The organism is Streptomyces achromogenes, assembly GCF_030816715.1.
GTDB classification, from domain to species: domain Bacteria; phylum Actinomycetota; class Actinomycetes; order Streptomycetales; family Streptomycetaceae; genus Streptomyces; species Streptomyces achromogenes_A.
The window spans coordinates 5,035,641-5,056,472 of sequence record NZ_JAUSYH010000001.1; the positions used below are offsets into that span (position 1 = coordinate 5,035,641).

Annotated in this window: 20 protein-coding genes and 1 rRNA gene; 17 read left to right on the top strand and 4 right to left on the bottom strand. The window is 71.7% G+C overall.

Going from position 1 to position 20,832, the window contains the following annotated elements; all coding sequences use genetic code 11:
* The first annotated feature begins 68 nt into the window (after nt 1–68).
* The 10 genes from rrf (at nt 69) to QF032_RS22695 (ending at nt 8,221) form a co-directional block, all read left to right on the top strand.
* Nucleotides 69–185: ribosomal RNA gene (rrf, locus tag QF032_RS22650) — 5S ribosomal RNA — on the top strand.
* A 61-nt stretch (nt 186–246) separates the two neighbouring features.
* Nucleotides 247–891, top strand: a complete 645-nt coding sequence (locus QF032_RS22655; RefSeq protein ID WP_307045178.1) for an HAD family hydrolase — start codon at nt 247–249, stop codon at nt 889–891.
* A gap of 92 nt (nt 892–983) precedes the next feature.
* Nucleotides 984–1,733 (top strand): VC0807 family protein, encoded by a 750-nt coding sequence (locus tag QF032_RS22660; protein ID WP_307057264.1) that lies wholly within the window; start codon nt 984–986, stop codon nt 1,731–1,733.
* A 103-nt stretch (nt 1,734–1,836) separates the two neighbouring features.
* Nucleotides 1,837–3,066: an MFS transporter gene (locus QF032_RS22665; protein WP_307057266.1), complete on the top strand. Its 1,230-nt coding sequence runs from the start codon at nt 1,837–1,839 to the stop codon at nt 3,064–3,066.
* A complete protein-coding gene (locus tag QF032_RS22670) occupies nt 3,017–4,189 on the top strand; it encodes an acetoin utilization protein AcuC (protein ID WP_307045181.1) in 1,173 nt (390 codons plus the stop codon). The genes QF032_RS22665 and QF032_RS22670 overlap by 50 nt, the downstream gene beginning before the upstream one ends.
* Before the next feature lie 95 nt (nt 4,190–4,284).
* On the top strand, nt 4,285–5,100 hold the full coding sequence (locus QF032_RS22675) for a phosphatase (protein WP_307045182.1): 816 nt from the start codon (nt 4,285–4,287) through the stop codon (nt 5,098–5,100).
* Nucleotides 5,101–5,234: 134 nt separating this feature from the next.
* On the top strand, nt 5,235–5,447 hold the full coding sequence (locus tag QF032_RS22680) for a helix-turn-helix domain-containing protein (RefSeq protein ID WP_004984898.1): 213 nt from the start codon (nt 5,235–5,237) through the stop codon (nt 5,445–5,447).
* Nucleotides 5,448–5,625: 178 nt separating this feature from the next.
* Nucleotides 5,626–5,724: a 30S ribosomal protein bS22 gene (locus QF032_RS22685; protein ID WP_003948845.1), complete on the top strand. Its 99-nt coding sequence runs from the start codon at nt 5,626–5,628 to the stop codon at nt 5,722–5,724.
* Between the two features lie 311 nt (nt 5,725–6,035).
* Nucleotides 6,036–7,127 carry an NAD-dependent epimerase/dehydratase family protein gene (locus QF032_RS22690; RefSeq protein WP_306949909.1) on the top strand — a complete coding sequence of 364 codons (1,092 nt, stop codon included), beginning with the start codon at nt 6,036–6,038 and terminating at the stop codon, nt 7,125–7,127.
* Nucleotides 7,128–7,141: 14 nt separating this feature from the next.
* Nucleotides 7,142–8,221: a lysophospholipid acyltransferase family protein gene (locus QF032_RS22695; protein ID WP_307057269.1), complete on the top strand. Its 1,080-nt coding sequence runs from the start codon at nt 7,142–7,144 to the stop codon at nt 8,219–8,221.
* 165 nt (nt 8,222–8,386) lie between these two features.
* On the opposite strand, the gene QF032_RS22700 is transcribed toward QF032_RS22695, so the two are convergent.
* The 3 genes from QF032_RS22700 to QF032_RS22710 form a co-directional block, all read right to left on the bottom strand.
* Nucleotides 8,387–9,622 carry a DUF5667 domain-containing protein gene (locus tag QF032_RS22700; RefSeq protein WP_307057272.1) on the bottom strand — a complete coding sequence of 412 codons (1,236 nt, stop codon included), beginning with the start codon at nt 9,620–9,622 and terminating at the stop codon, nt 8,387–8,389.
* A gap of 246 nt (nt 9,623–9,868) precedes the next feature.
* The gene (locus QF032_RS22705; protein WP_306949904.1) at nt 9,869–10,657 is read right to left on the bottom strand and encodes an ECF subfamily RNA polymerase sigma factor, BldN family; all 789 of its coding nucleotides are present in this window, start codon (nt 10,655–10,657) and stop codon (nt 9,869–9,871) included.
* A 503-nt stretch (nt 10,658–11,160) separates the two neighbouring features.
* Nucleotides 11,161–12,099, bottom strand: coding sequence for an HAD family hydrolase (locus QF032_RS22710; protein WP_307045185.1), 939 nt, complete (start codon nt 12,097–12,099; stop codon nt 11,161–11,163).
* A 102-nt stretch (nt 12,100–12,201) separates the two neighbouring features.
* Between QF032_RS22710 and QF032_RS22715 the strand changes: the two genes are divergently transcribed.
* The 6 genes from QF032_RS22715 (at nt 12,202) to hemB (ending at nt 19,152) form a co-directional block, all read left to right on the top strand.
* Nucleotides 12,202–12,474, top strand: coding sequence for a glutaredoxin family protein (locus tag QF032_RS22715; protein WP_306949901.1), 273 nt, complete (start codon nt 12,202–12,204; stop codon nt 12,472–12,474).
* A gap of 269 nt (nt 12,475–12,743) precedes the next feature.
* Complete coding sequence (locus tag QF032_RS22720; RefSeq protein ID WP_306949899.1) at nt 12,744–13,508, top strand: redox-sensing transcriptional repressor Rex; 765 nt, start codon at nt 12,744–12,746, stop codon at nt 13,506–13,508.
* Nucleotides 13,505–15,223 carry a glutamyl-tRNA reductase gene (locus QF032_RS22725; protein ID WP_307045186.1) on the top strand — a complete coding sequence of 573 codons (1,719 nt, stop codon included), beginning with the start codon at nt 13,505–13,507 and terminating at the stop codon, nt 15,221–15,223. The genes QF032_RS22720 and QF032_RS22725 overlap by 4 nt, the downstream gene beginning before the upstream one ends.
* 5 nt (nt 15,224–15,228) lie before the next feature.
* Nucleotides 15,229–16,188 carry a hydroxymethylbilane synthase gene (hemC, locus tag QF032_RS22730; protein ID WP_306949896.1) on the top strand — a complete coding sequence of 320 codons (960 nt, stop codon included), beginning with the start codon at nt 15,229–15,231 and terminating at the stop codon, nt 16,186–16,188.
* The gene (locus tag QF032_RS22735; protein WP_306949895.1) at nt 16,185–17,891 is read left to right on the top strand and encodes a bifunctional uroporphyrinogen-III C-methyltransferase/uroporphyrinogen-III synthase; all 1,707 of its coding nucleotides are present in this window, start codon (nt 16,185–16,187) and stop codon (nt 17,889–17,891) included. Before hemC ends, QF032_RS22735 begins: the two co-directional genes overlap by 4 nt.
* 268 nt (nt 17,892–18,159) lie before the next feature.
* Nucleotides 18,160–19,152: a porphobilinogen synthase gene (gene hemB, locus QF032_RS22740; protein ID WP_307045187.1), complete on the top strand. Its 993-nt coding sequence runs from the start codon at nt 18,160–18,162 to the stop codon at nt 19,150–19,152.
* Here hemB and QF032_RS22745 read toward each other — a convergent pair.
* Nucleotides 19,149–19,364 (bottom strand): hypothetical protein, encoded by a 216-nt coding sequence (locus QF032_RS22745; protein ID WP_307045188.1) that lies wholly within the window; start codon nt 19,362–19,364, stop codon nt 19,149–19,151. The genes hemB and QF032_RS22745 overlap by 4 nt on opposite strands.
* Before the next feature lie 253 nt (nt 19,365–19,617).
* Between QF032_RS22745 and QF032_RS22750 the strand changes: the two genes are divergently transcribed.
* Complete coding sequence (locus QF032_RS22750; RefSeq protein ID WP_307045189.1) at nt 19,618–20,823, top strand: aminotransferase-like domain-containing protein; 1,206 nt, start codon at nt 19,618–19,620, stop codon at nt 20,821–20,823.
* The last annotated feature ends 9 nt before the right edge of the window (nt 20,824–20,832 follow it).

Below are 20,832 nucleotides of genomic sequence, written 5' to 3' on the forward strand. Positions count from 1 at the left end.
GGTTCTGAAACCACGAACAGCCCCATGCCATGGTCACGGTGTGGTGCGGCTGGACAGTTTCATAGTGTTTCGGTGGTCATAGCGTGAGGGAAACGCCCGGTTACATTCCGAACCCGGAAGCTAAGCCTTACAGCGCCGATGGTACTGCAGGGGGGACCCTGTGGGAGAGTAGGACACCGCCGAACAATCATTGCGAAAACCCCCGTGCCATTCGGCACGGGGGTTTTCTGCGTTTAGGGTCGGAATATGCGCTACGACTTGGTGGTCTTCGACAACGACGGTGTCCTCGTGGACAGTGAGCCGATCTCCAACCGCCTGCTGGCCGGGTATCTGACCGAGCTGGGACATCCGACCAGCTACGAGGACTCCATCCGGGACTACATGGGGTCGGCGATGCACCGCATCCACGACCTGGTCCTCCAACGGACGGGGGAACGGCTGCCGGCCGACTTCGACGACGTCTTCCACCGGCGGGTGTTCGAGGCCTTCGAGCGGGAGCTGCGGCCCGTCCCGGGCGCTGTGACCGTGCTGGAGAAGCTGGCGGCGGACGAGGTGCCGTACTGCGTGGCGTCCTCGGGCAGTCATGAGCGGATCCGGGTGGGGCACCGGACGACGGGGCTGGACCGGTGGTTCGACGACAGCCGTGTCTTCAGCTCGCAGGACGTGGGCAAGGGGAAGCCCGCTCCGGACCTCTTCCTCTTCGCGGCCGAGCGGATGGGCGTCGAACCGGGACGGTGTGTGGTCGTAGAGGACAGCCCGCTCGGGGTGCAGGCCGCCCGGGCGGCCGGGATGGACGTGTACGGGTTCACCGCGATGACGCCGGCCGCCAAGCTCGCCGGGGCCACGCAACTCTTCGCGGACATGGATCAGTTGGGTGACCTGCTGGTCTGACGCCGGTCCGGTGGACGGGCTGACAATTGTCATGCCGAGCTCCGGACGATCGTTTCTACTGGGAGACCCCTCCCGGCCGCGAAGCTGTGTGCATGACGACGAACCAGCACAAGAAGCAGAACGCCTTCGCCCCGCTCATCGTGGACGTGGCGGTGCCGCTCGGGTCGTACTACCTCTTCAAAGGCGCGTTCGGGATGAGCACCTTCGCCGCTCTCGGCTGGAGCAGCGTGGTGCCGGCGGCGCGGACGCTGTGGAGCGTGGCCAGGGAGCGGACGCTCAACGGGCTCGCCGGGCTGATCCTCGTCGTCAACGTCGTCGGACTGGTGCTCAGCTTCGTCGCCGGTGACCCGCGGCTGATGCTGGCCAAGGACAGCGGGGTCAGCAGCACGGTCGGGATCGGGATCCTGGTCTCCGTGATGCTGGGGAAGCCGATGATGACCGCGGCGCTCAAGCCGTTCCTGGTGAAGGGGAACGCCGTCCGGGACGCCGCGTGGGAGCGGCTGGCGAGCGGGGCGTCGGTGGCGTCGGAGGACTTCCGGAAGCGGGAGCGGGCCTTCTCGGTCGTGTGGGGTGCGGTGCTGCTCGCCGAGTGCGTCGTGCGGGTCGTCGGGGCCTATACGGTGCCGGTGGACACGATGGTGTGGCTCGGCTCGGTCATCATGATCGTGGCGATCGTGCTGGGGATCGTGCTCGGCGGGGCGCTGGGCGCGGGGCCGATGGAGGCGATGGTGTCCTTCGAGGCGAAGGCCGCGGACGCCGGCGTGGCGGACGCCGAGGCGGGGGACGGTGTGGAGGTCGAGGGGCTTCGGGCCGTGCGGCCCGAGGCGGCCCTCGCCCGGTAGGAAGGGTCGGCGGCCGGCCGGACCCGGCGGTCCGGAAAGCTGAAGAGAATTCATCTTTGGCTGGATCTACCCACGAGTACGCAGGGGCCCTACGCTCGCCGCCATGACAGATGTGCTGCGGCGCGGTAGGGCCTCTCTGGCGTTCAGCTTCTTCGCGCAGGGGGTCGCCTTCGCGTTGCTCGTGACCAGGATTCCGGCCATCCAGGACAGGTACGGGGTTTCTGACGCGTTGTTGCCCGCCTTCCTGGCCGCCGTCCCGGTCCTCGCGGGCGTCGGCAGTGTGACGACCGAGCAGCTGGTGAAGCGGATACCGCCCAGCCGGCTGCTGCGCTGGTCCCAGCCGGTGGTGCTGCTGGCGCTGCTCGGGGTCGGGGCGGGGCGGGGAATGGCCGAGCTGGGGGTCGCCCTGGCCGTGTTCGGACTGGCCGTCGGTGCGCTGGACGCCTCGATGAACATGCTCGGGGTGAGTCTGCAACGGACGTACGGGCGCAGCATCATGCTCAGCTTCCACGCGGTGTACAGCCTGGGCGGGATCCTGGGGGCCTCGCTCGCCTGGGCGGGGGCGCACTGGCATCTGGCGCTGTGGGTGTCGTATCTGCCGGTGGTGGCGGTGCTGTTGCCGGCGGCGTTGCTGGGCAGCCGGTGGTACGTGGACGGGGGTGCGGAGGCCGGCGGAGCGGCGGTGGAGGACGGGAAGGCGAGCGGCGGCGAGACGGGCCTCGTCTTCAAGGTGCTGCTGCCGCTGTGTCTGGTGATGAGCTTCGCCTACATCGGGGACTCGACGGTCTCCAACTGGAGCGCGAAGTATCTGCAGGACGTGCTGGGGAGCTCGGAGCAGCTGGCGACGGTCCCCTACAACGTCTACATGGTGACCACGCTGCTGGGGCGGGCCATCGGGGACTTCGGGGTGCGGCGGTTCGGGGCCGCGGCGGTGGTGCGGCTGGGGGCGCTGGTCGCGGCGGCGGGGTTCGCGGTGGTGGCGGTCGCGCCGGGGGCGTGGGTCGGGATGCTGGGGTTCACCCTCGTGGGGCTGGGCCTGTGCGTGCTGGTGCCGCAGACGTTCGCGGCGGCGGGGCGGCTGTTCCCGGGGGCCTCGGATGCGGCGATCGCCCGTCTCAACATCTTCAACTACGTCGGGTTCCTGGTCGGGTCGCCGTTGGTGGGGGCGCTGGGCGACGCGTGGAGCTATCGGGGGGCGATGGTCGTGCCGATGGTGTTGGTGCTGGTGACGTTGGCGTACGCCCGTTCGTTCGCGGCTCAACCGGACCGATACGGTGACGGGCATGAGCGGCCGCGCACAGCTGATGTGGGACGAGGCAGTAACGGGCTATGACTTCGGGCCCGGGCATCCGATGGATCCGGTCCGGCTGGATCTGACCCGGAGACTGGTCGGGGCCCTGGGGCTGGACCGGGAGGTGGACGTCGTCTCGGCGAAGCCGGCCGGGGAGTCGACGCTGCGGCTCGTGCACCGGGAGGATTACGTCGACGCGGTGAAGGCGGCGTCGGCCGAGCCGGCGGCGGCGGACCAGTCGTACGGACTGGGGACGATGGACGACCCGGCGTTCGCGGGGATGCACGAGGTGTCCGCGCTGATCGCCGGGCTGTCGGTGGGGGCGGCCGAGGCCGTGTGGCGGGGCGAGGCGCTGCACGCGGTGAACTTCGCGGGCGGGCTGCACCATGCGATGCCCGGGGGAGCGTCCGGGTTCTGCATCTACAACGACGCCTCGCTGGCGATCGCCCGGCTGTTGGAGCTCGGGGCGCGGCGGGTCGCGTACGTGGATGTGGACGTGCATCACGGGGACGGGGTCCAGGCGGCGTTCTGGGAGGACCCGCGGGTGCTGACGGTCTCCTTGCACGAGCATCCGCGGACGTTGTTCCCGCAGACGGGCTGGCCGGAGGAGACCGGTGGAGAGGCCGCGCAGGGGTCGGCGGTGAACGTCGCGCTGCCGGCCGGGACCGGGGACGCGGGGTGGCTGCGGGCGTTCCACGCGGTGGTGCCGGAGCTGATCGCCGACTTCCGGCCGGATGTGCTGGTGACCCAGCACGGGGCCGACACGCACTTCGAGGACCCGTTGGCCCATCTCGCGGTGTCGCTCGACGCGCAGCGGGCGGTGCAGGTGGCCTGTCATGAGTTGGCGCACGAGCACGCCGGGGGGAAGTGGATCGCGCTCGGCGGTGGCGGCTACGCGGTGGTGGACGTGGTGCCGCGGTCGTGGGCGCATCTGGTGGGGGTGGCGGGTGGGGTGCCGGTGCCGCCGGAGACGGTGATTCCGGAGGGGTGGCGGCAGGACGTCTTCGCTCGTACGCGGCAGTTGGGGCCGATGCGGATGACCGACGGGCGGTGGCCGGTGGGGTGGGCCGGGTGGGACTCGGGGTACGACCCCGCCGATCGGTTGGATCAGGCGGTGCTGGCCACTCGGCGGGCGGTGTTCCCGTTGCGGGGGCTGCTGGCGTAGGCCCGGGGTCCGGGGGCGGGTGGGGCTTACGCCGACTGTGCGGTGTTCTTGGGGTTTGTGGCCGGTGGGCGTTCTCGTCCGTCAGGATCGCTTGGGTGTTGAGTACCGGGGCGCTTCGGGCGCATCTGCTCGCCGCGCGGTTGGCCGGGGTGGTCGCGACCTCCCGCGAGGTGAGTCTGCGGAGCTATCGGCTCTTCGCCGCCCGGGATCCGCGCGTGCTGATCGGGCTCGATCCTGCGGGGAGTTGGGGGCAGCGGGAGGTGCTCGCGCTGATGGCGGACAAGTGTGGGGTTTCGGCCGATCCGGGATGCGTGTCGGGGCATGATGTGATCGATCCCGAGCGGACTCTGGCCGCTCTCGACGCGTTCGCGGAGCGGCTCGTCTCGGTCGCCCAGCGTGGCGCGGCGGTGCTGCTCGGTACCGGGCATCCGCAGCGGCTGCTGGGTTTCTACGCCGGTCTTGCGGACGCTTTGCAGACGGCGGGATGTGAAGTTCTCACCCCGGCGCAGGGTCGCTGTGTCGACATAACGACCCGGTTCGGCCTACGCCCCCACGCCCTGGACTACGTACGAGGGGTGGCGGTCGTCCGGGAGGCGGAGGGCGAACGCGCCGGTTGTGCGACCGGTGCGCACAGTCATTCTCCGCTGCCGGTTCGGGTGGCGCTCGCCGCGGCGGCCGAGGCCGGCGGGCCGTTGCCCGAGCTGGTGATCGGGGACCACGGATGGGTCTGCGGGGCTGGTCAGCTGGGGTTCGAGGCGGTCGGGCTGGCCGACACCGACGACCCCGCGCTGTTCGTGGGAGAGGCCGAGGGGGTCGTCTCGGTGGCCGTTCCGCTTGATGACGCCGTGCGGTCCGATTACTACAGGCCGCTGACCCGCTACGTACTCAATCGAGCGTGTCTGTCACAGTAGGCCGCTGATGGGTGCACCTCTTCCCCACTCGCATCACCCGCCCCTACATTGGGGAGTGAGCACGCAGCGACGAAGAGTCACCGGAAGGGGAAGCCGGTGGCCGTCGAGTCGAGTGCGGAAGGTTCAGGTGTGTCATGGCTGCAGCTGGCGAGAGGCCTCTGAACGAGGTTCAGTTCCTGACCGTGGCGGAAGTCGCCTCGGTGATGCGAGTGTCGAAGATGACCGTGTACCGGTTGGTGCACAGTGGTCATCTGCCCGCGATCCGGGTGGGGCGGTCCTTCCGCGTCCCCGAGCAAGCGGTTCACGAGTACCTCCGCGAGAGCTACGTGGGGGTGGAAACCGCCTGACGGCCGGGGCCTGCCTGCCGGGCAGGCCCATCGGTGAGGGGCCCGGCCGTCAGTGCCGTCCCGGGCCCTTCCGCCCTCGATTACGACCTCAGCGCTCAGGCGGGTAGGCTAGCCCCTCGTAGGTCGTATGGGCCCATGGCGCCCAGCACCGAGTGATGAGAAGTGAGCGAGGGTAGTCGTGGGCTCTGTTATCAAGAAGCGGCGCAAGCGGATGGCCAAGAAGAAGCACCGCAAGCTGCTCAAGCGCACGCGCGTTCAGCGTCGCAACAAGAAGTAGGCGCGAGAAGCAGGCACGTTCTGCTTCTTCGCGCGTCCTTCGCGCGACGCGAGCCGCGTAGGCGTGGTGTGGCCCCCCATCGATCCGTCGGTGGGGGGCCACACGCATATCCGGGCGCCGTGCGGTCCGTTGAACGCCGTGCGCATGCCTGGACCGGCATGATGGCCGGTGTGGGTCCTACGACCGCCCGGATCTCGTCATTTCGCGCTTCGGGCAGTCGTCACAGGGCGACACCGACCCGCTAAGTTGGCCCGCAGACGGGAACCCGGTGCGGCAGCCGGCGGTTCCAGGACGGAAGGAAGGCGCGGATCTTGGGAAAGGTCGTGCTCGTTACCGGAGTGGCCCGTCAGCTGGGGGGCCGCTTCGTACGGCGGATCCAGCGGGACCCACGGGTCGACCGGGTGGTCGCCGTGGACGTCGTGCGGCCCGAGCATCATCTCGGGGGCGCCGAGTTCATCCAGGCCGACATCCGGCAGCCCACCATCGCGCGGGTGCTGGCCGAGACCGGCGCCGACACGGTCGTCCACCTGGACGTGACGGCGACCGCGCTGGGCAGCGGCAGCCGGACCACGGTCAAGGAGACCAACGTCATCGGGACGATGCAGCTGCTCGGCGCCTGTCAGAAGTCGCCGAACGTGAAGCGGCTCGTCGTGAAGTCCAGCACCAACGTGTACGGGTCCGCGTCCCGGGACCCGGCCGTGTTCACCGAGACCACACCCGCCAAGGCGCTGCCGAGCGGCGGTTTCGCCAAGGACACCGTCGAGGTGGAGGGGTACGTCCGCGGGTTCGCCCGGCGGCGGCCGGACGTCGCCGTGTGCGTGCTGCGGTTCGCCAACATCCTCGGGCCCACCGCCGAGACGCCGCTCGCCTCGTACTTCGCGCTGCCCGTGCTGCCCACGGTGTTCGGCTACGACCCCCGGCTGCAGTTCGCGCACGAGGACGACGTGATCCAGGTGCTGCGGATCGCCTCGCACGAGCCGGAGCGGGGCACGCTCAACAGCGGCACCTTCAACATCGCCGGGGACGGGGTGCTGCTGCTGTCGCAGTGCTCACGGCGGCTCGGGCGGCCCACCGTGCCGCTGCTGCTGCCCGCCGTCACCTGGGCGGGCTCCCTGGTGCGTACGCTGGGCATGACGGACTTCTCGCCGGAACAGATCCGGCTGCTCACCCACGGCCGGGTCGTGTCGACGGTCCAGATGCGCGAGACGCTGGGGTTCACACCCCGGTACACGACGGCCGAGACCTTCGAGGACTTCGCACGCGCCCACGGACCGGGTCTGCTTCCGGCGGAGGCCGTCGCCGGGGTGGTCGACCGGATCGCCGCGCTGCCGCTGCCGGGCGGCGCCCGTGGCACGGCCCCGGACCGGTCCCCGGTCACCCCCCCGACGCAGAGCGCCAACTGAGGAGCGCATCAACGATGGCGGACGCCAAGGTCATTCCGTTCGACGACGACCGGTCCCGGGGGAGCGCCGTGGCGCGGCCGTCCCGGCGACGGGGCGCGGGGAGCCGGCGCAAGAACGGCGAGCCCGCGCAGGTCCTGGAACTCGGCGAAATCGGTGAGAACGGCCCGGTCGGCGAGGTCCAGCCCCTGCACACCGGGGCGCCCGGGCTGGATGATGTTCCTGTGACGGGTGAGGAACGGCCTGATGAGGCCGGGGGCGGCTTGGAGCGGCGGATCGCGGGCGGGTTGTCCTTCCTGCGACGGCGGCTCACGGGCGATTACGAGGTCGACGACTTCGGCTACGACGAGGAGCTGACCGACCAGGTCCTGATGTCCCTGCTGCGGCCGCTGTACGAGAAGTACTTCCGGGTCGAGGTGAAGGGCGTCGAGAACATTCCGGCCGAGGGCGGGGCGCTGATCGTCGCCAACCACTCCGGGACGCTGCCGCTGGACGGCCTGATGATGCAGGTAGCCGTCCACGACCAGCACCCCGCGGGCCGTCACTTGCGGTTGCTCGCCGCCGATCTCGTCTTCGTGCTGCCGGTCGTCAACGAGTTGGCGCGCAAGCTCGGGCACACGCTCGCCTGCGCGGAGGACGCCGAACGGCTGCTCGGCCAGGGCGAGCTCGTCGGGGTGATGCCGGAGGGCTTCAAGGGCATCGGGAAGCCGTTCAACGAGCGGTACAAGCTTCAGCGGTTCGGCCGGGGCGGCTTCGTCTCGACGGCCCTGCGCAAGGGCGTCCCGATCATTCCCTGCTCGATCGTCGGGGCCGAGGAGATCTACCCGATGATCGGCAACGCCAAGACGCTGGCCCGGGTGCTGGGCATCCCGTACTTCCCGCTGACGCCGACGTTCCCGTGGCTGGGCCCGTTGGGCGCGATCCCGCTGCCGACGAAGTGGACGATCCAGTTCGGCGAGCCGATCCCGACGGACGGTTATCCGCCGGAGGCGGCGGAGGATCCGATGCTGATGTTCAACCTCACGGATCAGGTACGCGAACAGATCCAGCACACGCTGTACAAGCTGCTGGTGCAGCGGCGCTCGGTGTTCTTCTAGCCGCTCGCAGGCTGTGTCGTCGCCGACTGCCGGCAGCCGGCCATTGCGGGTTGGCGGCGTCGTCGGCCGTTCCACGGCCTGTCCCCTGGGCCGTTCGGCGCGCGGGCACGCCGATGGGGGCGCCCCTTCCGAGAAGAGGCGCCCCCATCGCCGTGTGCGGTGGTGCTACTCCGCGTCCTCGCCGTCGATGCCCAGGCCCGGGAGGAGGCCCGGGAGGAGCGGCGGGAGGGTGACGTCGGGCCGGGTGAGGGGCGGGGTGGTGGTCGGGGCGGTGCCGCCGGTGTCCTTCGGGGGGTCGAGGAGGCCGCCGGTGTTGCCGCCGAGGAGGCCGTCGTCGTCCGTCCCGGACGTGGCGGACCTGCTGGGGCTGCCGGTGTCGCCCCCGGTGTCGTCGGAGGTGTCCTTGCCGCCGCCCGGCGCGGTCCCGCGACCGGTGTCCGAGGAGCTGCCGGTGGACGCCGACCCGGTGCCGTGACGGGTGTCACGGCCGCCCGGGGCGGGGGGCCGCGGGAGCAGGGACTGCAGCGGGGCGACCTCGTCGTCTATGGCGTCGAAGACCGACGAGACCTGCTGACTGACGTCCCCGAGCTGGACCGGGAGCCGCTCGCGCAGGGCACCCCACGCCTCGCGGTGCGAGCGCGAGAACGCCTCGAGGGCCTGGATGGGGCCCAGCGAGTCGGGGTTGTGCGCGTACGCCTCGTGGAGGAGGCGATGGCCTTCCGACGCGTCGTGCTGCATGCCGTTCAGGGCGCGCCGGATCTCGCCGAGGGATTCGTGGTCGAGGTCGCCGCTGCGGCCCCGTTCCATGAGCCTACGGGCCTCGCCGAGCCGGGTGGAGGCCTGGTCGAGGTAGGTGCGACCGCGTTCGTCGTCCCCGTCGGCCAGGTAGTTGAGCTTGAAGTCCTCGATCCCGCGCTTCAGCCCGTACAGCCCGTCGCCGGGCAGGGCGTCGGAGCTCGCCGCGGCGACCCCGCCGAAGGCTCCCGCCGCGACGCCGACGCTGAGGCCGCCCGCGGTGAGGCCCCTGGCGAGGCGGGAACGTGGCCGGAACTTGCCCAGCGGGCCGGCCCTGTGTGTGCCCTTGCCCCGGTGGGATCGCTGTTCGGGGACCGACAGGTCCGCTGCCTCGCCTCCCGCGGTGCCAGCCTGCAGCATGGCCTCCATCGCTGCGACCAACTGGGCCCGCTGGACGACCTTGACCTCGGGATCGAGTTCCGGCTTGGGCAGCTCGGCGAGACTCGTGGCGAGGGCCAGCAGCTGGCCCTGCCCGGTCTGGTCCGCAGCGGCGGGCGCCGGCGGTGATCCTTCGGTCTGCTCGGCCGCCGTGCCCTGGGCGGACTGCTCCTCCAGGGCCTGGGCGAAGGCGTTCGCCCGCCGGTGCGCCGATACGTTCGCGATCACGGGCGGCACCTCCTCTCGTCATGACGGTCGACTCCCTTGGGGTACTGAGGGTTGCACGCCCTGTGCCGGTTGCACCCGATCGAGTGATCGGGGTCGGCCAGGACGTGACCACAGGGAGCCTGTATCCCGCACAACGACTGGCGCGGCACTTGGGTTACGGACTGCGGATGATCGGATCGGGAAGGCAACGGACTTTCACTGAACGTGAGTTGGGGAACGCCGACAGTGGGCTGCGGGCGGGGGCGGTCAGCGGGCGTCTTCCGGCAGCAGCCGGGCGAGGGTGCGGACGGCCCGGTACTGGAGGGTCTTGATGGCGCCCTCGTTCTTGCCCATCACCCGAGCGGTCTCGGCGACGGAGAGACCCTGCAGGAACCGGAGCGTCACACACTCCTGCTGCTGGGGGTTGAGCCGCCGCACCGCGTCCAGCAGTGCGGCGTTGGACAGGGACTCCAGGACGGAGTCCTCGGGGGAGCGCTCGACCTCGTTGGCGTCGAGCATCTCGCCGGTGGTCACCTCGAGCCGGAAGCGGCTCGACTTGAAGTGGTCGGCCACGAGGTTGCGGGCGATGGTGACGAGCCAGGCGCCGAAGTCGCGGCCCTGCCAGGTGAACGTCCCGATGCGGCGCAGGGCGCGCAGGAACGTCTCGCTGGTGAGGTCCTCGGCGGTCGCCTTGCCGCCCACCCGGTAGTAGATGTAGCGGTACACGGTGTCGCTGTACTGGTCGTACAGCCGCCCGAAGGCGTCGGCCTCGCCGGCCTGAGCTCGTTCGACGAGGTCCATCATCCGGGCGCTGTCGCTGTCGGCGGCCGGTCGGCGGGTGGCGGTGGTCGCGCCGCTGGTCGAGCGCCCTCTTCTGCCGACCGCGGCGCTGCCTTCCGCCAGTGCGTAGCAGGGGCCCACCGCCGGAGCGGCGGTGGCGAAGGCGGGGCCGGCGTACGCGGTGGGGACGAAGCCGCGCAACAGGTCCTGGACCGTAGCGACCGTTGCGCGCAGCGTAGCCAGGCCCGAGGTGTCAACCCCGACGTGTGGGTACACGGGACTCCCAGAGGCAGAGCTTCCATCACGTGCAGTGCGGAACCTTTCACCCGTCGTAGCGACAGGAGGGGTACCGGATTGCGTCTGAGGAGAATAACGCTTCGTACAGGGCCTGCTACGCCGAGTTGCTCAAATCATCGATTACGTCGCTTCTGTGGCCTATTGGCGCTCGATCAAGTGATGCAGGCTGAGCGATTGTTGATCGAAAGGGTTTGAGTTTCGGGTCGGTCCAGGGCGTGTTGTGGCGGTGCGCGGACAACGGGACTGGATACGGGGTTACGCGGGTACGGCCGTCGGATTGGCCGGGTTTGCTCGTGGGTGTGGGGTGTTGTCGCCGGTGTGACGGACACGGGCGGGGTGCCGGCGGGGGAGAGGCGCCGGACACGGGCGGGTGCCGGCGCGTGGCCGTGGGGCGCACGATGGAGCGGCCGGGCGGTGTCGTACCGTCCGGCCGCTCGGCCCTGTCCTTGTTCCCGCGAGCCCCGCCCCGCGCGCCGGTCGGCTCAGCGCCGGCGCCGGTGCAGCGCGATCGCCGCCGCCGTGCCGCCGGCCACCGCGCCGACGCCCGCCGCCGCGGGGATGCCGACCTTCGCCGCCTTGCGGCCGGTGCGGTAGTCGCGCAGCCGCCAGTCCAGACTGTGGGCGTGCTTGCGCAGCTTGGCGTCCGGGTTGATGGCGTAGGGGTGGCCGACCAGCGAGAGCATCGGGATGTCGTTGTGGGAGTCGCTGTACGCGGCGCAGCGCGAGAGGTCCAGGTTCTCCGCCGCCGCCAGCGCGCGCACCGCCTCCGCCTTGGCGGGTCCGTGCAGGGGCTCGCCCACCAGCTTGCCGGTGTAGACGCCGTCGACCGACTCCGCGACCGTGCCCAGCGCGCCGGTGAGGCCGAGCCGGCGGGCGATCACCTGGGCGATCTCCACCGGGGCGGCTGTGACCAACCACACCTTCTGGCCGGCGTCCAGGTGGGCCTGGGCCAGGGCGCGGGTGCCCGGCCAGATGCGCTCGGCCATGTACTCGTCGTAGATCTCCTCGCCGATCGACATCAGCTCGGAGACGCGGTGGCCCTGGACGATCGACAGGGCCGAGTCGCGGGCCTCCTGCATGTGCTCGGGATCCTCGACGCCGGCCAGCCGGAACCACGCCTGCTGCCAGGCGAAGCGGACCAGATCGCGGGTCTCGAAGAACTTCCGTTTGTAGAGGCCGCGGCCGAAGTGGAAGAGCGCGGCGCCCTGCATCACGGTGTTGTCGAGGTCGAAGAAGGCGGCGGCCATCGCGTCGCCGTGCACCGGGAACTGCGGTTCCCGGCCTGAGGTGTCCAGGGCGTCCTGGGAGTCCAGGGCTTCCTGGGTGGACTTGCGGGCTGCCTCGGCCGAGGCCTCGCCTGCCAACACGCTCCGCGCCGTGGCGGAACGCCTACGGGGAGTGAGCCATCCTAGAGCGGCCATGGCGTGAGCATAGCCAGTCCGTTCGGCGGTTCCGGATCCATGAGGTTGGCAACGTGTGAACACTCGCGGCCGTCCCGTCGCCGAAAGCGCGACAATGGCGCCATGACTCCCCTCTTCCGACGCCGGACCGACGCGCACGAGCGGTCGGTCACTCTCATCCGCAAGGCGGGCTGCCATCTGTGCGACGACGCGGAGCGGGTGATCGCGCGGGTCTGCGGGGAGCTCGGTGTGCCCTGGGAGGAGAAGGACATCGCCGACGACCGCGACCTGTACGAGCAGTACTGGGAGCAGATCCCGGTGGTCCTGGTGGACGGCAGGCAGCACACCTTCTGGCGGGTGGACGAGGGGCGACTCCGCAAGGAGCTCGCCGGATGAGGACGGATGGGACCGGAAGGGAACTGACCGAGCAGTACAAGGACGTACCGGACGTCGCTTAGGATCGATGGCGCTTTGGTCTCGGGGGCGGGATTCACGAGGAGAGTGACGGTTTGCCCCCTGTAATGACGCGCGTGACCCCGGTCACGTTGGCCGGGCAAATCGGACACCATCTTTGTGCACGCGTTCACAAAGACATAGCCTGCTGTCGACGGGGCGGTCTGGGAACATGTGACCGCCTGCAGCCCCGCTCTACCCGCAGGAGCACCGTGGCAACTGGCCGAACTCACCGACCGGCGACCCGTAGCCGAGGGATTCCCGAGGCCACCGTCGCCCGGCTTCCGCTGTACCTCCGCGCGCTGACCGCACTGTCGGAGCGCTCGGTGCCCACGGTCTCCTCCGAGGAGCTCGCGGCCGCCGCGGGCGTCAACTCCGCGAAGCTGCGCAAGGACTTCTCCTACCTGGGCTCCTACGGAACCCGCGGTGTCGGCTACGACGTCGAGTACCTCGTCTACCAGATCTCACGTGAGCTGGGCCTCACCCAGGACTGGCCGGTCGTCATCGTCGGCATCGGAAACCTCGGCGCGGCGCTCGCCAACTACGGCGGGTTCGCCTCGCGCGGGTTCCGGGTCGCGGCGCTCATCGACGCCGACCCCGCGATGGCCGGGAAGCAGGTCGCCGGGATCGCCGTGCAGCACAGCGACGGCCTGGAGAAGATCATCTCCGAGAACGGCGTCTCCATCGGCGTCATCACGACCCCGCCGGGCGTCGCCCAGCAGGTCTGCGACCGGCTCGTGGCCGCCGGCATCACCTCCATCCTGAACTTCGCGCCGACCGTGCTGTCCGTGCCCGACGGCGTCGACGTGCGCAAGGTCGACCTCTCCATCGAGCTGCAGATCCTCGCCTTCCACGAGCAGCGCAAGGCCGTCGAGGAGGCCGCGGCGAGCGACGCCGCCGCCCCCGCGCCGGCCGGCCACGACGCCTCCACCGACCAGGGACCCGACGGGGACGTGCCCGCCGTGATGCCGGCATGAGCCTCCTCGTCGTCGGACTGAGCCACCGCAGCGCCCCGGTGAGCGTGCTGGAGCGCGCCTCGCTGTCCACGGACGCCCAGTTCAAGCTGCTCCAGGACACGGTCGCCGCCGAACCGGCCACCGAGGCCGCCGTCCTCGCCACCTGCAACCGGATCGAGCTGTACGCCGACGTGGACAAGTTCCACGCGGGCGTCGCCGAGCTCTCCACGCTGCTCGCCCAGCACAGCGGCGTCGGCATCGAGGAGCTCACTCCCTATCTCTACGTGCACTACGAGGACCGCGCCGTCCACCACTTCTTCTCGGTGGCCTGCGGGCTGGACTCCATGGTCGTCGGCGAGGGGCAGATCCTCGGGCAGATCAAGGACTCGCTGGCCCGGGCGCAGGAGCTGCACACCGCCGGACGGCTGCTGAACGACCTGTTCCAGCAGGCCCTCAGGGTCGGCAAGCGCGCGCACTCCGAGACCGGCATCGACCGCGCCGGGCAGTCCCTGGTCACCTTCGGCCTGGAGCAGCTCGCCACCGGCGAGGACGTGACCGGGTGGGCGCGGGGCAAGCGGGCCCTCGTCATCGGCGCGGGTTCCATGTCGTCGCTGGCCGCCGCCACGCTCGCGCGGGCCGGGGTCGCCGAGATCGTGGTCGCCAACCGCACCCTCGACCGGGCCGAGCGGCTCGCCCAGATACTGGCGGAGGCCGGCGGCACGGACGTGTCGGCCCGCGCGGTACCGATGGAATCGGTGCCGGCCGAGCTGACATGTGCCGACCTGGCCGTCTCCTGCACCGGCGCGACGGGCCTGGTCCTGACGGCGGAAGCGGTCGCCGCCGCCGTCGAGGGCCGCACCGGGGCGCCCGCCGCCTTCGACGAACAGAGCGCGACCCCGGACGTACGGCCGCTGCCGCACACCTCGGCCGGCGCCGACGAGAACTGCCCGCTCGACCTGGCCGCCGTGCAGCAGTCCGCCGTGCAGCAGGCCGGCTTCTCCGTGATGGGGGAGGCCGCCGTCGCCGGCATGGACGCGGCCACGCTGGAGCAGCACGCCGCCTGGGTCGACAACGCGACCGTGGACCGCCGGCTCGCCGCCCGCCGCAGCCCCGAGACCGACGCCGAGCTGATCACAGCGCTCGCCGCGACCGCCGCCGCCGTCGGCCGCATCCCCGAGCGCCGCAGGCCCGAGCCGGTCGCCACGCCGACGCGGCCGCAGCCCGTCCTCTTCCTGCTCGACCTCGCGATGCCGCGGGACGTCGACCCGGCCGCGCACCGCCTCGCCGGGGTGCGGCTGGTCGACATCGAGTCGCTCTCCGAGGCCTCCGCCGACGCGCCGATGGCCGCCGACGTCGACCAGGTGCGGCGGATCGTCGCCGACGAGGTCGCCGCCTTCGGCGCCGCACAGCGGGCCGCGCACATCACCCCGACCGTGGTCGCGCTGCGCGCCATGGCCGCCGACGTCGTGGCGGGCGAGATCGCCCGGCTCGACGGGCGGCTGCCCGGCCTGGACGACAAGCACCGGGCGGAGATCACGCAGACCGTGAAGCGCGTCGTCGACAAGCTGCTGCACGCGCCGACCGTCCGGGTCAAGCAGCTCGCGGCCGAGCCCGGCGGCGCCGGGTACGCGGACGCGCTGCGGACCCTGTTCGACCTCGACCAGGAGACGGTGGCCGCCGTGTCCCGGGCCGAGGACAGCACCGAGAAGAACGCACAGAACCGAGGGCCGGCATGAGCGGCATGAGTACGAAAGCACTGAGACTGGGGACCAGGCGCAGCAAACTCGCCATGGCCCAGTCCGGGCAGGTCGCGGACGCCGTGAGCCGGGTGACCGGACGGCCCGTGGAACTCGTCGAGATCACCACCTACGGCGACGTCTCCCGAGAGCAGCTGGCGCAGATCGGCGGCACGGGCGTCTTCGTGACCGCGCTGCGCGACGCGCTGGCGAGGGGTGAGGTCGACTTCGCGGTTCACTCGCTGAAGGACCTCCCCACCACGCAGCCCGAGGACCTGGTCCTGGCCGCCGTGCCGGTGCGCGAGGATCCCCGTGACGTGATCGTCGCCCGGGACGCGCTGAAGTTCACCGACCTGCCGCGCGGGGCGCGCATCGGCACCGGCTCGCCGCGCCGCATGGCGCAGCTGAACGCGTACGCGCGCAGCCACGGGCTGGACATAGAGACCGTGCCGATACGCGGGAACGTCGACACCCGGATCCGGTACGTGCACGACGGCGAGCTGGACGCGGTGGTGCTGGCCGCGGCCGGCCTGAGCCGCATCGGCCGCATCGACGAGGTCACCGACTTCCTGTCGATAGACACGGTTCTGCCCGCTCCCGGCCAGGGAGCACTGGCGATCGAATGCGCCGCGCACGACGCGGCGCTGATCGCCTCGCTCGGCGAACTCGACGACCCCTTCACCCGGGTCGCCGTCACTGCCGAAAGGTCCCTGCTCGCCGCCCTGGAGGCCGGCTGCAGCGCCCCTGTGGGCGCGCTGGCCGACCTTCTGGCCGACGGGCAGATTGTCAAGGAGATGCGCCTGCGCGGCGTCGTCGGCACCACCGACGGCGCTCGCACGGTGCAGCTGTCCACCACCGGTCCCGTGCCCGAGACGCACGACGGGGCAATGGCGCTCGGTCGCGAACTCGCCGCCGAGATGCTCGCCCAGGGCGCGGCCGGTCTGATGGGGGAGCGAGCACAGTGAGCCCCACCGCCCTTCCAGCCGCCGGTCCTGAACACGGGCACGTCACCTTCCTGGGTGCCGGACCCGGGGATCCGGGGCTACTGACTCTGCGCGCCGTCGAGGCGCTGGCGCACGCGGACGTCCTCGTCGCCGAGCACGAGGTGCTCGACGTGGTGCGGACGCACGCCAGGCCGGGTGTCGCCGTCGTGAACGCGGACGCGGGTCCTTCGCCGGACCCGCTCGCGCTCACGGGCGCACCCCGCCCGACGATCGTTGACGGCACGTCAACAACCGCTGAGGCACCCGCTGTGCGCGATGCCGCACATCTTGTCATGGAGGCCGCGCGGGGCGGCAGGCGGGTCGTCCGTGCGGTGTCCGGGGACCCGGGACTGGATACGTACGCGGCGGAGGAAATGCTCGCGTGCGCGGCCGCCGGCGTTCCCTTCGAGGTGGTCCCCGGCATCGCGGCCGCCGTCGGCGTGCCCGCGTACGCCGGTGTGCCGCTGCGCGACGCGCAGGGCGCGGACGTCCGGTTCGTGGACGCGCGCACGGCCTCGGACCGCTGCTGGACCGAGGTCGGCGCCTCCGACGGCACGGTCGTCGTGTCGACGACCCTCGACTCGGTGGCCTCGGCCGCGGGCGAGCTGGTGTCGGCGGGCCGCAAGCCGGACACACCGATGACGGTCACCGTGGCCGGCACCACGACCCGGCAGCGGACGTGGTCGGCGACGCTGGGCACGATCGCCCAGACGCTGAAGCAGGCGAAGGTGCTGCCCTCCCCGGAGGGCGGCCGGCCGGTGATAGTGGTGGTCGGCGAGCGTTCCGCCCCCGCCCAGCGCCACCAGCTGTCGTGGTTCGAGTCCAAGCCGCTGTTCGGCTGGAAGGTCCTCGTGCCGCGCACGAAGGAGCAGGCGGTCTCGCTCTCCGACCAGCTGAGGTCGTACGGGGCCGTGCCGCACGAGGTGCCGACGATCGCCGTCGAGCCGCCGCGCACGCCCCAGCAGATGGAGCGCGCCGTCAAGGGCCTGGTGACCGGCCGCTACGAGTGGATCGCGTTCACCTCCGTCAACGCCGTCAAGGCGGTGCGGGAGAAGTTCGAGGAGTACGGGCTCGACGCGCGTGCCTTCGCGGGCATCAAGGTGGCCGCGGTGGGCGAGCAGACCGCGAAGGCGCTGATCGCCTTCGGCGTGAAGCCGGACCTGGTGCCGAGCGGCGAGCAGTCGGCCGCCGGGCTCCTCGATGACTGGCCGCCCTACGACCCCGTCTTCGACCCGATCGACCGGGTGTTCCTGCCGCGCGCCGACATCGCCACCGAGACCCTGGTGGCCGGGCTCATCGAGCTGGGCTGGGAGGTCGACGACGTGACCGCCTACCGGACCGTGCGGGCCTCGCCTCCGCCGGCCGAGACGCGCGAGGCGATCAAGGGCGGCGGTTTCGACGCCGTGCTCTTCACGTCGTCGTCCACCGTGCGCAACCTGGTGGGCATCGCGGGCAAGCCGCACAACGTCACCGTCATCGCGTGCATCGGCCCGGCGACCGCCAAGACGGCCGAGGAGCACGGGCTGCGGGTCGACGTGATGGCTCCCGAGCCGTCGGTGCACAAGCTCGCCGAGGCGCTGGCCGACTTCGGTCTGCGCCGGCGCGCGGCGGCCCAGGAGGCCGGGGACCCGGTCAGCCGCCCGAGCGAGCGCCGGCCGGGCGCGCGCCGGAGGCGGGCGACCTGAGCGGTGGGGTGACCGTCCCGGGGGCTGCGGCCCCCGGGCCCCCGCGCCTGCCCTGAAAGGGGCCCGGGCGAAGCGGGTTTCGTCGACGGAGCTCTCGTCCGAAGGGCCGCCGAGGGGCAGCGCCCTCGGTCGCCGCGCGGGCCGGGACCGGCCGGTATCGCCGCGGAAGGCGCCGGGCGCAGTCCGGGCGACCCGCGCCGGGGCACCCCGCCCGGGGTCGACAGGACGTCGGCAAGTGGTTTCCCGGGCCGGGCGTAGCGTAGGGCGCATGACGACGTACGGATCTTTTCCCGGGACGCGGCCCCGGCGGCTGCGCACCACTCCCGTCATGCGGCGCATGGTCGCGGAGACGCGCCTGCATCCGGCCGACTTCATCCTGCCCGCGTTCGTGCGGGAGGGCGTGAGCGAGCCGGTGCCGATCACGGCGATGCCGGGGGTCGTGCAGCACACGCGGGACAGTCTGAAGAAGGCCGCGCTGGAGGCCGTCGAGGCGGGGATCTCCGGGATCATGCTGTTCGGCGTGCCGGAGGAGTCCAAGAAGGACGCTGTCGGGACGCCGGGGACCGACCCGGAGGGGATTCTGCAGGTCGCCCTGCGGGACGTCCGCGCCGAGGTGGGGGACGACCTGCTCGTCATGTCCGACCTGTGCCTGGACGAGACGACCGACCACGGGCACTGCGGCGTGCTGGACGAGGAGGGACGCGTCGACAACGACGCCACCCTCGAGCGGTACGCGGAGATGGCGCAGGTGCAGGCCGACGCCGGCGCCCACGTGGTCGGGCCCAGCGGGATGATGGACGGGCAGATCGGCGTCGTCCGCGACGCGCTCGACCAGATCGGGCGGGAGGACGTCTCGATCCTCGCGTACACCGCCAAGTACGCGTCCGCCTTCTACGGGCCGTTCCGGGAGGCCGTCGGCTCCTCGCTGAAGGGCGACCGCAAGACCTACCAGCAGGACCCGGCCAACCTCCGCGAGTCGATGCGCGAGCTCGCCCTCGACCTGGAGGAGGGCGCGGACATGGTCATGGTCAAGCCGGCCGGCCCCTACCTCGACATCCTCGCCCGGGTCGCCGACGCCGTGGACGTGCCGGTCGTCGCCTACCAGATCTCGGGCGAGTACTCGATGATCGAGGCCGCCGCCGAGAAGGGCTGGATCGACCGCGACCGGGCGATCCTGGAGACGCTGACCGGGATCAAGCGGGCCGGCGCCCGGAACATCCTCACCTACTGGGCCACCGAGGCGGCCCGGAAACTGCGCTAGCTCAGGTCACCGGAGCCGGGGCCGAAACCGGGGCCGAAGCCTGAGCCGGTCACCGGGCCGGAGCCGTTCAGGGTGCTGGAGCTGGACGGGCCCTCGTCGCGCAGGCCCTCGCCGTCATGGCACGCGGTGAGGGTGAGCGCCGCGGCGGCGGTGAGCGCGACGGCGAGCAGACGGACACGACGCCGGGTGGGGGGAGCGGGGCGATGGGACATGAGGCAAGCCTGTGCCGTACGGCTCGCGCCTTCCACATCCGTGGCCCGATTCGGGACGCCGGAACGGTCCCACGGCGTCCTACCTGCATGAACGCCGCCCATGCGGGACGGGGTGTGGGACGCCCGACGGCCTGCGGAGCCGCCCGTGGCCGCCGGGTGCGGACACACCGGCGGCACAGGCGTCCGGCTTCCGGGGCCGTCCACATGGCAGAAACCCGGGTGTAGGCGGCACGTATCTCCCTAGGCTGCGGACATGACTGTCGCATCCGTGTCCGCGCCCCGCTCGGTTCCCCCGCTGGCCGCCCGCAGCCGGTCGATCGGCGGCTCGCCCGTGCGGGACATCCTCGCCGTCACCGCCCGCCCCGAGGTGATCAACTTCGCGGGCGGGCTGCCCGCGCCCGAGCTGTTCGACCGCGACGGTGTGGCCGCCGCTTTCCGGCACGTGCTGGAGGAGGCCCCGGCGCAGGCCCTGCAGTACTCCACGACCGAGGGCGAACCGGCTCTGCGGGAACGGCTCGCCGCCCGGACGACGGCCCGCGGGCTGCCCACCGCCGCCGACGACCTCCTCGTCACCACCGGGTCCCAGCAGGCACTGTCCCTGCTGGCGAGCGCGCTGCTCGACCCCGGCGACACCGTCCTCGTCGAGGCCCCCTGCTACCTGGCCGCCCTCCAGGTCTTCGGGCTCGCGGGGGCGCGGATCCTCGCCGTGCCCGGCGACGCGGACGGCCCCGACCCCGAGGCGCTCGCGGACCTCGTCCTCCGCGAACGGCCCAAGCTGCTCTACACCGTCCCCACCTTCCAGAACCCCACCGGCCGAACCCTCCCCGCCCCACGCCGCGCCGCCCTCGCCTCCGTCGCCGCCCGGCACGGCCTGTGGATCGTGGAGGACGACCCCTACGGCGAACTCCGCTACGACGGGGCCCGTGTGCCCTGGATCGCCGCTCACCCCGACGCCCACGACCGCACGGTGCTGCTCGGCTCCTTCTCCAAGGTCATGGCCCCCGGCATACGGCTGGGCTGGCTGCGCGCCCCCGCCGAACTGCGGCGGGCCTGCGTCGTCGCCAAGCAGGCCGCGGACCTGCACACGCCGACCGTCAACCAGCTCGCCGCCGCCCGCTACCTGGCCGTCGAGGATCTCGACGCCCATGTGGGCCGGGTGGCCTCCGTGTACCGCGAACGGCGCGACGCCATGCTGGCGGGGCTGGGCGCGGCACTGCCGGACGGGTCGCAGTGGAACACTCCCGAGGGCGGCATGTTCCTCTGGGCCCGCCTCCCCGACGCGTACGACACCACGGCCCTCCTCCCGCAGGTCGTCGCCCAGGACGTGGCCTATGTGCCCGGCGCCCCCTTCTACGCGGGCGACGCCGACCGCTCGACGCTGCGCCTGTGTTTCGTGACGCAGACGCCGCGGGAGATCGCGGAGGGGCTGCGCAGGCTGGAGCGCGGACTCAAGGGGTGACGGGTGCGA